This is a genomic window from Mesorhizobium sp. RCAM 06353, from assembly GCF_059683585.1.
Genome location: NZ_CM185031.1, coordinates 5,226,331 through 5,239,082, shown reverse-complemented (window position 1 = coordinate 5,239,082; position 12,752 = coordinate 5,226,331). Strand labels below are relative to the sequence as shown.

Genomic DNA, 12,752 nt, shown 5'->3' with positions numbered 1-12,752 from the left:
AGGGAGGGAGAGATGGATGTGTTGTCGCAGGCTCTGGCCAAGAGCCGTCAAACGATCAGTGCCTATGAAGATTACGCGGAACGCTACGATGCCATTGTGCGGCATGTCCCCAACGAGAGAGAGCAGGCATCGCTGAAGCGGCTTGTGGCGATCGCCGGCACAGAAGGCCGGATTCTGGAAGTCGGGTCGGGAGCGGGCTACGATGCGGACTTTCTGGAGGGCCTGGGCGTCAAGGTTCGCCGCACTGACGCGACAAGACGGTTTCTCGAACTGCAGGCCGCACGCGGCAAGCATGGTGAGCTTCTCGATCTCCTCACCGATGATCTCGGCGGCCCCTATGACGCCGTCCTGGCCTTGGCCGTCCTGATCCATGTGCCGCGCGACCAGACCGACCAGGTGCTTGCCAGGATAGAAGGGTCATTGCGGCCAGGCGGCGCCTTCCTCGTATCGATGCGCAATGGCGATGGCGAGACATCAGGCGAATATCATACGGTCTACTGGCGCAGGGACGATTTTGCGGCCCGTCTCGAAGCCGCCGGGCTGGTCCTTCTCCGGGACGATTTCAACCTCGGCCGCAATGACGAAGAATGGAACACGTTCCTGGCTGTAAGGCCGGCGTGAGGGGATCTTTTCCCTTCTTCCACAAGGGGGAGAAGGAGAGGGCGTGCGTTACGCCCGCCCGCCACCTCCCGACTTTGCGAATAAGCGAGACAACGCCGCCGCGGTGCTGTCTAGTGCCGGTTCCTGCACTCCGGGGGGATCAGGGTGGAGCTCAAAATTCTGCTTGTCGGCTTTGCCTGCGCGGTCGCGGGCATGTTGTCGCTCATCACCTTCCTGAAATGGCGAGAGGTAAAGGCGCTCAGCCGCTGGCTGCCGACACCGGGAAAGATCATCTCGTCGCGTGTCGAGGCGCGTGAGGTCAGAAGCTCGGGCGTCGGCTCGGACAGCAGCGATACCACCGAGATGCGCAATTTTCCGGCGATCACCTTCGAATACAAGGTCGGCGGCAAGAAATTTCAGAGCTCGCGCTACAGCGTGAAGGAGAATCTTGGGAATTTCGAAGTCGCCGAGACCCTTGCGCAATTTCCGCGCGGCGCGGAAGTGACCGTCTTCTACAATCCGGCCGATCCGAGCAAAGCCGTGATCGAGCGCACCATGCCCGATGGAGCCTTCAAGTTCATGTTCCAGCTCTCGGCAGGGCTGGTGATCGTCGCGGTCGTTCTGGTGTTTTCCGTCGGCGGCCTGCTCGAGGCCATCCGGCCGCATCTGCCCAAGCCGCAGAATCTCGGAGCCGCTGCACTGCTGCTGTTCATGGGCCTGATGATCCTGCGCATGGGCTTCGCCCAGAAGTCGCTCGCCGAGCAGGCGGCAAAATGGCCGGTCGCCGCCGGCCGCATCGAGTCCTCAGGTCTGCAGGCGCTGCGAAACTATAGCAACTATCGACGTTGGCGCACCGTCTTCAAATCCCGCATCGTCTACAGCTACGGCGTCGCCGGCCAGCGCTACAGTTCTGACCGCGTGACGTTCGGCGCCACCGTCACGGCCTCGCTGCCCGGCCTCGTCAGCGGTCAGGCACGAAGCTATGCCGAGGGCAGCAAGGTCGACGTGCACTACGACCCCGCCAACCCCGCCTCGGCGGTGCTCGAATGCCGGGTGCGCGGGCTCTGGCTGCTGTGGGTCTGTTCGGCAGGCTTTCTCGGCGGTGCTGCCTGGCTGGTCGGGCTGGTGTGAGGACAGGCCTTTGGCTTCCACGACGCTTTCCCGGAGACATCCAGTGATCATTCGCAAACTGGCCTTCGTTTTCCTGGGCCTGCTCGGCCCGATCCAGGCAGCGAGCGCCGGGGAATGCCTGCTGAGTCACGCCACCTACCGCGAGCCGCGCTCGGGCGCGGTTCTGCAATTCCGGCCGCTGGACAACGAGCCGGCGGCGCTGACCGCGCAGGTGTTTTCGCTGAGCGTGCCCAACACCGACAAAAACCTGCCGGCCGACATCACCTGGACCAACGGCAGGAATTCGTTTCCGCTCGGCACCATCCGCCACACCTGCACCGATGACGACCGCGAGGCGGGGCTGCAGGATGGCAGCGGGCTGTGCCGGATATGGGACGGCCAAGTCTATGCCTTGACCGGCGGTGGCGCTGAGCAGCTGAATTCGCGCGAAGCGACACCGGCGCCGAAAGGGCTGCTGTTGCCTGATTTCGGCGTGGCCTTCACCGAATGGGCCGATTTCGCCAACGCCAATCCCAATGGCTCGGCCTGGGATGCCTTCACCTTGACAGGATGCAGCGATGACTAGCACGACGAGATCGATCGCCTGGGCTTGCGCCCTTTCTGCATCCGCGACGATGTCTGCCGTGGCACGCGCGGACGAGCCCGCGCCGTCGCGCCCGCCGATCGACAAATGCGTCTGGGAAAAACTCGCCGACAAGACGATCGGCCTTGCCGCCTGGGTGCAGCGCTGCGATTTCGGCTTTCGCCAGATCCATTTCGAATTCGCAGGCAACGCGCTCGCCATCAAATACAGCGACGGTGGCGCGGCCGACCCTCTGGTCGAGGTGTTCGACATCAAATCAGGCGAAAGGGCCGAGGCTGCGTTGCAGCGCCTGTTCCTGGAAAAGACCGACAAGGCGGTCAGCGCCCGCTGCGTGCTGGCGCCTTACACGGAAGGCACCGCTCCCGCCGGCGTCAAACGCTACACATTCAGCCCCAACGCCGCCTACGCGAAAGAGCTGAAGGCGCTCGCCAACCCCGATGAGGTTCCCGAACCGCCCTGCGGCGACTGGGGCGAAATGCCTGACGGCATCCAGTATTTCGAGGTGCCTGCGGGCGAGGGGTGGAAAGTGCTGTTCGTGCGCATCGGCCAGGATGAGCCGTTGTTTGATGAGCAGACGCTCAGGGTGTTGCCGCAGGGGTGAGGGGCGTCAACGTCGTCGCCTATCACGTAGGCAGTTCTATATCATCGCGGTGCCCAAAGAGCGGGATGCAGCAGAGACGAAAAATCAGCCAACATGCGTAAATGGCGTCTGGACTGTAGGGACTGCCGTCATTGAGAAGGCCGTGTGCCAAGGCATGGCGAATGCTTGGGCCCGGCTTGGAGAGAAATAGGTTGTCGATGTCCGCAATGATCGCTTTGCCAAATGTGTCTTCCAGCTCGGGGCGCATCTGCTCGAAGAGTGCCGAGATGGTTCGATCCTCTTGAATCTGCTTGGCATCATCGAACGTGGTTACGTCGTGGCCGTACATTTTCAAAGCGTGCCGCAGCGAGTTTTCAAGCATCGGCGTTAGAATGTAGAGCGCGCCGGTGTTATTCCCTTCGAAAAAATGAGCAAAACCCCGACTGAATGTGCCGATCACGTTGTTTGGGACAAAAGGGCTATGCCGAAGAAGTCCGTGGAACGTATCTTCGCCAATGTAGAAGCGGTCATTGATATAGCGTCGCGCGACCTCTACCTGGCCAGAGGAATGAAGTTGTCGACGTATTTGCTCTTGGTGAGCTATTTGCACGCGGATGGCGTCATTGTTTTCGTCGTCGCGAAACCCTCCGCCCTCGGACCTATGAATGACCTTGCCCTCATGATCGTGGAACGATGTGCCAAATAGAGAGGACAGCGGGTGGTCGTTGACCGACTTAACGGCGTCCTCAACTAGCTTCTCGGGCTGCGGCGACCTCTCCAGGTCAGCGAAAAGCAATAGCAGGTCTTTGAGCTCGTGCTCCTCTTCGAGCTGTTTTTGAACATGGTCGATGATCTTTCGAAGGTCGATAGGAAGCGAGAAGGGTGACATCTCTTCCGTGATGCCAGCTTGTATATCGATCAGCTTGTGTCGAAGTTCCGTGCGCCGCTCCCGCTTGCCCGGAATCCCATGGTATTCCGCAATCGCTTGGCTCAGCCAGTGCGACGCAAGCATCGCTGATGCATGGCGCTCAGCTTCTGAGACAAGCGCCTCGGCTGCGGCGACACGGCATCGATATTTGCTTTCCTCATCCTTCGCATGATGATGAGCGCGCGCGGCCAAACGCCAGAGCTCAACGATCATATGCGAGTTTGAGGTGGCGTCCCTATCGTTAAGGAATTGCTCAATTCCCGCCCCTAGCTCGCCGGGTGCAGAAATTCCAAAATCCAAGTCCATTTCGAAAAACCAGTGGACCGGGACTGGATTGCCATCGTCGATAGCGCGCGCCCTTACTACCGAAATCCAACTGCGCGCGGCGACTACTTCTTCGTTGTTCCATCCGATAGCGCGTCCGACTGTGAGCGCGCGTCTGAGGGCATCGCGTGCCGTCAGCCCAAGAATGGGGTCGTTTCGATCTAGGCGGTCCCTGAGCCCACCGGAATCTAGTCCCTCTACAATGGCAACATAGGCAGCCACGGCCGCTCTTCCCAAAGCGTTCCGCTTACGCTCAAGAAGCCAGCACACGTCGCTCAGGCGCGCCTTTAAGACTGGATTCTCTGCCCGTTCTGAAGCGTCCGCCAGTGCTAGAATGGGTGCCCCCCGAAAGTCTTCAGGAATCGGTGAGCGTCGGTCCCCCGTGACCATCATGGGGCCAAAGGGCGCGTTACGGTTATTTGGCCGAAAATGAAAATTAGTCACGGCCGAGAGCATCGCAAAAACTCGTGCGACTGGTTCAGCTGTTGCGTCTCCAGGTTGCTCTTGGAGTTTGGCCGCCTCGCGATACACTGTACTTAGATTGGAACAATCAGCTGAGCTACAATTAGCTATCGGCTCTTCGAAATTTAGTCCCTGCATGTCCTCTACAGTGGCCTGCAGCCAAAGAGGGATCACAGTGCTTTCAGTTCGCGACTCGCTGCCATCTCGTTCCTCCTCAGCGACCTCATTCGCCGTCATGGCTACAATCCTCTAGCGGCTTGGACGACTGTGGCAGCCTATCGGTTATTTGCCTTTGGCAGCTTAAGATCAAAATCGACTGTATAGCGTTCGCTGGGATTCGTACCTGTGCGAATCCAATCATAGCGATTTTCATACCGGCTAATGGGGATTCCAGAATTGTATTCTGACTCCCTCAAGGCTCGATATTTCTGCCCGTCATCAATGTAGGTCATTAGCTCAATGGCGTCGTAATCTCCCATTTCTAAAAGACCCATGTCACTGTCAAAATGCTTCGCGCTGATCCATCGAAGCACCTCGTGAATCGAAAGGATTGCCTTTGTTATCCGCTTACCAGTTGCGGGAGCTAACTTATTCGCAATGCCCGTCGATTGCTCTAAGTCGTTGTGAGCAATTCGCTTGTCTCGCCAAGTTCTAGCAAACGACGCTTTTCGGGTCGCTATTTCGGCGCGTTGTTTCAATCTGCCCTTATATCTTGATGGATCAAGGTGAACCAATGTCCAAACGCTTAGGTTCCGTCGCTGCCCAGCCCCAGCCGAGTCGCTCAATCGACAGATGCCCAACAAGACGTGTTCGAGCAATACGCCCTGCATTGCATGCCAGAAGCTCCCGCTACTTTCATTCAGGAGATTAACTCGCTCTTGGCTACCAAATAATGCCTCATAGCGATCCCACGAGGATGAAACCCGCCAAAGTTCTTGGCAGCAGTGGTGGAAGGCAAGCCCATAGTCGTTGCCCAACGCAGCTATATCATTAGGAAGAGCTTCGGCAGCAGTATGGTGTGTCATCGGAGAATCCAAAGAGCTCCGACATTGGTCGGAGCTCCAAGTCAAAACGCGAGATCGTTAGGTTGCTGATGTGTCCTCAGCTGCACCCGCTCGTGGCGCCGCACGTATCGCACTTCTCGCAGGTCCCGTTCCGCACCATGGTAAAGTTCTGGCACTCGGAGCAGGAATTGCCGGTGTAGCCTTGCAGCAGTGACCTGGCGCGGCGGTCGGCGGCGAGTTTCTTCGCTTCGGCCGCTTCATTGGCCGCGGCGTCGGTGAACAGCGCCGCCGTGGCGTCCGAGGTCTCTGAAACCGCTTCCTCGAAGGCGATGTCTTCGGCCAGTTCCTTGGCGCGATCCTCATAATCGCGCTTGTAGGCGACCGCTTCGTCGCTGGCCGGCTTGAGCGCCAGCACGTTGGAGCCGGAGAAGGCGGTCGGCGCCGAGCGGGCAGGGGTGGTGGAGCCGGCGAAGCCCTTCGGCTCGTTGCCGATTGCCCTCGACACCAGCTTCACCGGCGAACCGCGGGTCAGGCCCTTGGAGACGGCGTCGGTCTTGCCTTCGCTGATGCCACGGCCAAGTGCGGTGTTGGAGAAGTCCGACTGGTCGACATGGGCAAGGTCGTTGCGGCCGAGATAGGAGATGGCGAGTTCGCGGAACACGTAGTCGAGGATCGACGTCGCGCTCTTGATGGCATCGTTGCCGATGACCATGCCGGCCGGCTCGAACTTGGTGAAGGTGAAGGCGTGCACATATTCGTCGAGCGGCACGCCGTATTGCAGGCCGAGTGAAATGGCGATGGCGAAGTTGTTGAGAAGGCCACGCAGCGTGGCACCCTCCTTGTTCATGTCGATGAAGATCTCGCCGAGGCGGCCATCATCATATTCGCCGGTGCGCAGGAAGATGGTGTTGCCACCGATCTTGGCCTTCTGCGTATAACCCTTGCGGCGGCCGGGCAGCTTTTCCTGTTCGCGCGACACGCGTTCGATGATGCGCTCGACGATCCGCTCGGTGATCTGCGCAGCACGCGCCGCAGCCGGGGCCGCGATCAGCTGCTCGACCGCATCGTCCTCATCCTCCTCGCCATCGGCGAGCAGCGAGGAATTCAGCGGCTGCGACAGCTTCGAGCCGTCGCGGTAGAGCGCATTGGCCTTCAGCGCCAGCTTCCACGACAGCATGTAGGCGCCCTTGGCGTCTTCCACCGTCGCGTCGTTGGGCATGTTGATGGTCTTGGAGATGGCGCCGGAGATGAAGGGCTGTGCCGCCGCCATCATCTGGATGTGGCTGTTGATCGACAGCGAGCGCTTGCCGATCTTGCCGCACGGGCTGGCGCAGTCAAACACGGCGAGGTGTTCGGCCTTGAGGAACGGCGCGCCTTCCAGCGTCATCGCACCGCAGACATGGATGTTGGCGGCCTCGATGTCCTTCCTGGAGAAGCCGATCGCCGGCAGGATCTCGAACGAGAAATCGTTGAGCTGCTCGTCGGTGAACCCAAGGTCTCCTTCACCCAGTCGGCGCCCAGCGTCCACTGGTTGAAGACGAACTTGATGTCGAAGGCCGACTTCAGCGCCGCATTAAGCGCTACGATCTTGTCGTCGGTGAAGCCTTTCGCCTTGAGCGAGCCGGGGTTGATTGCCGGCGCCTGGTTGAGATTGCCGTGGCCGACCGCATAGGCCTCGATCTCGGCGAGCTGGGCTTCGGAATAGCCGAGCGTGCGCAATGCCTCCGGCACGGCGCGGTTGATGATCTTGAAGTAGCCGCCACCGGCGAGCTTCTTGAACTTCACCAGCGCGAAGTCGGGCTCGATGCCGGTGGTGTCGCAATCCATGACCAGGCCGATCGTGCCGGTCGGCGCGATGACGGTCGCCTGCGCATTGCGGTAGCCATGCTCCTCGCCAAGCTCGATGGCACGGTCCCAAGCGGCTTTCGCATGCTCGACAAGCGCCTGCTGCTTGAGGTCGGAAGCGATCAGCGGCACCGGGTTGACGGCCAGCTTCTCATAGCCGTCCTTGTCGCCATAGGCGGCACGGCGATGGTTGCGCATGACGCGCAGCATGTTCTGGGCGTTGCGGTCATAGTCGGCGAAGGCGCCGAGCTCGGCGGCCATCTCGGCCGAAGTGGCATAGGCCATGCCGGTCATGATCGCGGTGAGTGCGGCGCAGATCGCGCGGCCTTCGTCGGAGTCATAGGGAATGCCCGAGGTCATCAGCAGGCCGCCAATGTTGGCGTAACCCAGGCCGAGCGTGCGGTATTCGTAGGACTGCTTGGCGATCTCCTTCGACGGGAACTGCGCCATCATCACCGAGATTTCGAGCACGATGGTCCACAGCCGCACAGTATGCTCATAGGCAGCGATGTCGATCGTGCCGTCGGCATTGCGGTAGGGCAGCAGGTTGATCGAGGCGAGGTTGCAGGCCGTGTCGTCGAGGAACATGTATTCCGAGCACGGGTTGGAGGCCCGGATCGCACCGGCGGAAGCGCAGGTGTGCCAGTCGTTCATCGTCGTGTTGAAGTGCAGGCCGGGATCGGCCGACGCCCAGGCGGCGTAGCCGATCTTTTCCCAGAGATCCCTGGCCTTCAGCGTCTTCAGCACCTTGCCGTCCTTGCGGGCGGTCAGGTGCCAGTCGGCGTCCTGCTCGACGGCGCGCAGGAAATTGTCCTTCAGCGACACCGAATTGTTGGAGTTCTGGCCCGAAACCGTCAGATAGGCGTCCGAATCCCAGTCGGTGTCGTAGGTCTTGAACGACATCGAGGTATAGCCCTGCTTGGCGAACTGGATGACGCGGTAGATGTAGTTCTCCGGCACCGCATCCTTCTTGGCCGCCCTGATCTCGCGCTTCAGCGCCGTGTTGATGGCCGGGTCGAAGCAGTCATCGCCATTGCCTTCGCAATTGACGCAGGCCTTCATGATCAACTCAAGATGCTTCTTGACGATCTTGGAGCCGGTCACCAGCGAGGCGACCTTCTGCTCTTCATTGACCTTCCAGTCGATGAATTCCTCGATATCGGGGTGGTCGGCATCGACAATGACCATTTTCGCGGCGCGGCGCGTCGTGCCGCCCGACTTGATGGCGCCCGCCGCGCGATCGCCGATCTTGAGGAAGCTCATCAGGCCGGACGAGCGGCCGCCGCCGGACAGCTTTTCGCCTTCGCCGCGCAGCAGCGAGAAGTTCGAGCCGGTGCCGGAGCCGTATTTGAACAGGCGCGCTTCACGCACCCACAGATCCATGATGCCGCCCTCGTTGACGAGGTCGTCCTGCACGCCCTGGATGAAGCAGGCATGCGGCTGCGGGTGCTCGTAGGAGGATTTCGACTTGGTCAGCTTGCCGGTGAAGGGGTCGACATAGAAGTGGCCCTGGCTCGGGCCGTCGATGCCGTAGGCCCAGTGGAGGCCGGTGTTGAACCATTGCGGCGAATTCGGTGCGACGCGCTGAGTGGCCAGCATATAGGCAAGCTCATCGCGGAAAGCGCGCGCATCTTCCTCCGACGTCTTGAAGTAGCCGCCCTTCCAGCCCCAGTAGGTCCAGGTGCCGGCCAGCCGGTCGAAGACCTGGCGGGCGTCGATCTCGGACCCGTAGCGCTCGCCTTCCGGCAGCTTGGCGAGCTCGGCCTCGTCGGCGACGGAGCGCCACAGGAAGGAGGGAACGTCGTTCTCCTCGACCTTCTTCAGCCGCGCGGGGACACCGGCCTTGCGGAAATATTTCTGCGCCAGGATGTCGGCGGCGACCTGGGAGAATTGCGCCGGCACATCGATATTGTCCAAGCGGAACACCACCGAGCCATCCGGATTCTTGATCTCGGAAAGTGCCTTGCGGAATTCGATCTCCGCATAAGCTGATTGGCCTGGCTTGGTGAAGCGACGCTCGATGCGCATTGGTCCGGTCCTTTTGTCTATATATAGCGCTTTTCCCCAGGGATTTCTGCCCCCAATGCGAAACGCGCATGTCCGCCGTCTGCCGGCGTTCGAAAACGGCCGGCTCTCCATTTCGCGATCTCCCCCAGCACTTGCTGCCTGGGCTCCTTAAGAAGCCTCTGTCACAACGCGCAGGGGAACCTCGCGGGTCCCTCAAATCTGATTTTTCGATTCCCTCACTTGAGGGAAATTCACACTATCTAGCGTCGAACCTACCTGCAAACACTAAATATAGTATTAACAGACAATTTATTCCAGTCCGACAATTCTCCCTTTCGTCGCCCCACCACCCACAATCCCAACGCTTCCGCCGGCCTCGTAAACAGGCGGAAATGCCGGCCTCGTAAACAGGCGGAAATGCGGGCAAAAACGCACATAATCCGGGAAAAAGACCGGGCTCAGAACTTTCCGGTCGCACTCTCAACAGGAGCGCATGGCCTATAAAAGGCGACTCGTTTTGCGCCGTCAAGGATTCGTTTGCGTAGCTTTTGTGACCCCAACATCTTGTGTGTCACACATGTGGATAACGGGGATAGAAATGCGCCGCTGCGATTACCGTTTCGGGCGGCGGATTTGCGAGCCGGCGACGATCGGAGGCATTTGTCGGGAGCAATCTGCTCGGCTGCAAAAGCCTGTCAGGGCTCATGCGCCTGATATCAGCCGTAATGCAGCTTCGGCTTGGGCTCGGTGCCGGTGAATTTTACACCGATCCGGTCGTTGCGGCGCCAGCGGACCTCGCAGCGATAGGCGACGCCGTCGAGCGGCACATAGAGAAGGAAACGATCGGGAACCCGCGACTCGAGCGGAACTTTCAATTCGGCGCCGCCCGCATGCTGGTTGCGCAACGTAACACCGACTTCCGAGTTTTGAATGCCGGTGATGACGGAACCGCCCTTGAGCACGCGTGGACGGTGCTCGCGCTTGGGCTCGTTAGGATCCTGTTGAAGTGGGTCTACAGAGTTTGCCATCGATGAATCGCCAGATTGGTCGATTCTTAGCGAAGAAAAATTAGCAAACCATTCATGCGGCACATCGCATGGTTGTGAATCCGCCATAGAACACGCGGAAGATGTCGTTTAGGGGAATCTGTGCGGGTCGGCGCAGAAATAGGCGATGATCTGGCAAAGGTCCGGTTCATTGACCATGCGCATCGCTTCGCTGGAATTGACCCATTTGCGAGTGCGCGAGCGCTTTTCCTTCCAGCGATCGGCGATCCTGTCGACGTGCAGCGGAAACACCAGCACCTCGCAAGGCACTTCTTCGCCTGATGCCAGCACCTTGGCATAGAAATAACGGCCAGCTTCGAGATGGGAGATGTTTCCGCGCAACCCGGCTTCCTCGCCGGCTTCCCGCGCCGCCGCCTCGCAGAGCGGCTCCCTGGCCTCCGGCCAGCCCTTCGGCAACACCCAGCGGCCCGTATCGCGGCTGGTGATCAGCATGATCTCGACGCCGTTCCCGGTATCGCGCCAAGGCAGCGCAGCAACCTGCAGACGGCACGGCGCGGTGCCGAAGAGTCGCCGGACCCTTTCAGCCAGATGGTTGTGCGTCGTTGGCCTTGTCAACATCGGAGAAGCTAACCCCAGCCTCCAGAATCGTTTGCCGCCTTACGAATCTTACGGCTAATTGTGACCAATAAAAGTAAAAACTTTGATCAGGCTGGCCGATTCCCGTCAACGAAGGTCGATTTCACAGGATATCCTGCCCCGCAGGTCCGTCCGCGGAAGCAAATATTGTCATCGGGTGCGGCTTAACTGGAAAAATGCGGCTTGTTGCGAATCAGCCGGCGTGGTCGTCGGCGATCGGCTTCTGGTAGGTGAAGCCCATGTCCCAGGGGAAATAGATCCAGGTGTCCTGGCTGACCTCGGTCACGAAAGTATCGACCAGCGGCCGGCCCTTGGGCTTGGCGTAGACGGTGGCGAAATGCGCCTTGGGCATCATCGCGCGCACGATGCCGGCGGTCTTGCCGGTGTCAGTCAGGTCGTCGATGATCAGCACGCCGGCGCCATCGTCGGCAAGCAGCGCGGGCGTGATTTCCTTCAGCACCTGCAACTGCCCCTGGCTGGTGTAGTCATGATAGGAGGCGACGCAGACCGTCTCGATGACGCGGATGCCGAGCTCGCGCGCAATGATCGCCGCGGGGACCAGACCGCCGCGGGTGATGCAGACGATCGCTCGCCATTGTCCCTTGTTGGCGCCGGAAAGCCGCCAGGAAAGCGCACGGGCGTCACGATGGAACTGATCCCAGGAGACCGGAAAGGCTTTTTCGGGAAGGGACATTTTTCGCGCACTCCGCAGCACGCGAAAGCCGCGTGCACAAAAACAGGGGAATGCGCGCGGAATTAACTGGAAACCCTTGGACTTGGCAAGGGCGACCGGCTGCGATGGCTGTGGACTTATCGCGACAGGAAGGCCGCCACCTGCGTTGTGCGCAGCACCGTGCGCGTCACCCCGCCGAACAGCAGCTGGCGCAGCCAGGAGTGGCTGTAGGCACCAAGCACCAGAAGATCGGCGCCAGTCTCGGCGACCCGGTTCTGGATCATGTCGTCGACCGAGGTGCCGCCCGATTTCTGCACCGAGACGCTGACGTTGGCGCCATGGCGCGACAGGGCCGATGCGATTTCGGCGCCGGCGGCTTCCGGGCTTTCGTCGAGCGTATCGGGCGGATCGATGACCAATATGTCGGTCTTCTCGGCCTCGATGATGAAGGGCAGGGCGTCGAAGGCGGCGCGCGCGGCCTCCTTGCTGCCGTTCCAGGCGAGCAGCACATGTTTGAATGTGGTGACCAGCGGACCCGCGCTCGGCACCACCAGCACCGGCCGGCCGGCATCATAGACCAAGGTGTCGACGTCGGCGCTCGGATCACCACCGGTCTCGCGCTGGGCGGCGACAATGAGATCGGCGGCCCGCACGCTCGAAATGCCGGTCAGCGCGCTGTCGCCGGTAAAACTCTCCAGGCTGCGCCATTCGAAGGAGAGGCCGGAATCCTCGATACGCTTGAGGAAGACAGCCTGCAGCTTGTCGGCCCGCTCCCGGTTCATGTCGGCCGACACCTGCAGGAATTCGGTATCCGGGAAGCCGGTCGCCGACGTGTAGGGCACCGGAAGCGCCTCGGCATGGATGCCGATCAGATGGCTCTCGTAGCGGCTGGCGAGCGGAATGGCGCAGTCGAGTACGCGCTCGGCGTCCTGCTCGTTTTGCAGAATGGCAACGATGGTCTTGAAGCGCATG

General features: G+C 60.4%; 10 protein-coding genes and 1 pseudogene. 4 read left to right on the top strand and 7 right to left on the bottom strand.

What is annotated here, in order from left to right:
- Positions 1-12 precede the first annotated feature (12 nt).
- The 4 genes from AC56QX_RS25370 (at position 13) to AC56QX_RS25355 (ending at position 2,915) form a co-directional block, all read left to right on the top strand.
- A complete protein-coding gene (locus AC56QX_RS25370) occupies positions 13-621 on the top strand; it encodes a methyltransferase (protein WP_497111243.1) in 609 nt (202 codons plus the stop codon).
- A gap of 144 nt (positions 622-765) precedes the next feature.
- Entirely contained in the window at positions 766-1,731 is a 966-nt protein-coding gene (locus AC56QX_RS25365) for a DUF3592 domain-containing protein (RefSeq protein ID WP_497111242.1), read from the top strand.
- 43 nt (positions 1,732-1,774) lie between these two features.
- Entirely contained in the window at positions 1,775-2,296 is a 522-nt protein-coding gene (locus tag AC56QX_RS25360) for a hypothetical protein (protein ID WP_497111241.1), read from the top strand.
- Positions 2,297-2,345: 49 nt separating this feature from the next.
- Positions 2,346-2,915 carry a hypothetical protein gene (locus AC56QX_RS25355; RefSeq protein ID WP_497117886.1) on the top strand — a complete coding sequence of 190 codons (570 nt, stop codon included), beginning with the start codon at positions 2,346-2,348 and terminating at the stop codon, positions 2,913-2,915.
- 22 nt (positions 2,916-2,937) lie between these two features.
- Here the strand turns inward: AC56QX_RS25355 and AC56QX_RS25350 are convergent, their stop codons facing one another.
- The 7 genes and pseudogenes from AC56QX_RS25350 to AC56QX_RS25320 all read right to left on the bottom strand — a co-directional run bounded on the left by AC56QX_RS25350 (position 2,938) and on the right by AC56QX_RS25320 (position 12,751).
- Positions 2,938-4,845, bottom strand: a complete 1,908-nt coding sequence (locus AC56QX_RS25350) for a DUF7380 domain-containing protein (protein ID WP_497111240.1) — start codon at positions 4,843-4,845, stop codon at positions 2,938-2,940.
- A 38-nt stretch (positions 4,846-4,883) separates the two neighbouring features.
- Positions 4,884-5,633: an AbiU2 domain-containing protein gene (locus tag AC56QX_RS25345; RefSeq protein WP_497111239.1), complete on the bottom strand. Its 750-nt coding sequence runs from the start codon at positions 5,631-5,633 to the stop codon at positions 4,884-4,886.
- Positions 5,634-5,709: 76 nt separating this feature from the next.
- Positions 5,710-9,485 (bottom strand): annotated as a pseudogene (locus AC56QX_RS25340) (vitamin B12-dependent ribonucleotide reductase).
- A 695-nt stretch (positions 9,486-10,180) separates the two neighbouring features.
- Positions 10,181-10,492: a PilZ domain-containing protein gene (locus AC56QX_RS25335; RefSeq protein ID WP_497111238.1), complete on the bottom strand. Its 312-nt coding sequence runs from the start codon at positions 10,490-10,492 to the stop codon at positions 10,181-10,183.
- 108 nt (positions 10,493-10,600) lie between these two features.
- A complete protein-coding gene (locus AC56QX_RS25330) occupies positions 10,601-11,089 on the bottom strand; it encodes an NUDIX hydrolase (protein WP_497111237.1) in 489 nt (162 codons plus the stop codon).
- A gap of 211 nt (positions 11,090-11,300) precedes the next feature.
- Complete coding sequence (gene gpt / locus AC56QX_RS25325; protein WP_027045568.1) at positions 11,301-11,801, bottom strand: xanthine phosphoribosyltransferase; 501 nt, start codon at positions 11,799-11,801, stop codon at positions 11,301-11,303.
- A gap of 116 nt (positions 11,802-11,917) precedes the next feature.
- Positions 11,918-12,751, bottom strand: a complete 834-nt coding sequence (locus AC56QX_RS25320; protein ID WP_497111236.1) for a universal stress protein — start codon at positions 12,749-12,751, stop codon at positions 11,918-11,920.
- Position 12,752: the final 1 nt, after the last annotated feature.

Coding starts and splice junctions, on each gene's coding strand:
- AC56QX_RS25335 (WP_497111238.1), bottom strand. CDS start 10,492: ATGGCAAACTCTGTAGACCCACTTCAACAGGATCCTAACGAGCCCAAG.
- AC56QX_RS25320 (WP_497111236.1), bottom strand. CDS start 12,751: ATGCGCTTCAAGACCATCGTTGCCATTCTGCAAAACGAGCAGGACGCC.
- AC56QX_RS25370 (WP_497111243.1), top strand. CDS start 13: ATGGATGTGTTGTCGCAGGCTCTGGCCAAGAGCCGTCAAACGATCAGT.
- AC56QX_RS25330 (WP_497111237.1), bottom strand. CDS start 11,089: ATGTTGACAAGGCCAACGACGCACAACCATCTGGCTGAAAGGGTCCGG.
- AC56QX_RS25350 (WP_497111240.1), bottom strand. CDS start 4,845: ATGACGGCGAATGAGGTCGCTGAGGAGGAACGAGATGGCAGCGAGTCG.
- gpt (WP_027045568.1), bottom strand. CDS start 11,801: ATGTCCCTTCCCGAAAAAGCCTTTCCGGTCTCCTGGGATCAGTTCCAT.
- AC56QX_RS25355 (WP_497117886.1), top strand. CDS start 2,346: ATGTCTGCCGTGGCACGCGCGGACGAGCCCGCGCCGTCGCGCCCGCCG.
- AC56QX_RS25345 (WP_497111239.1), bottom strand. CDS start 5,633: ATGACACACCATACTGCTGCCGAAGCTCTTCCTAATGATATAGCTGCG.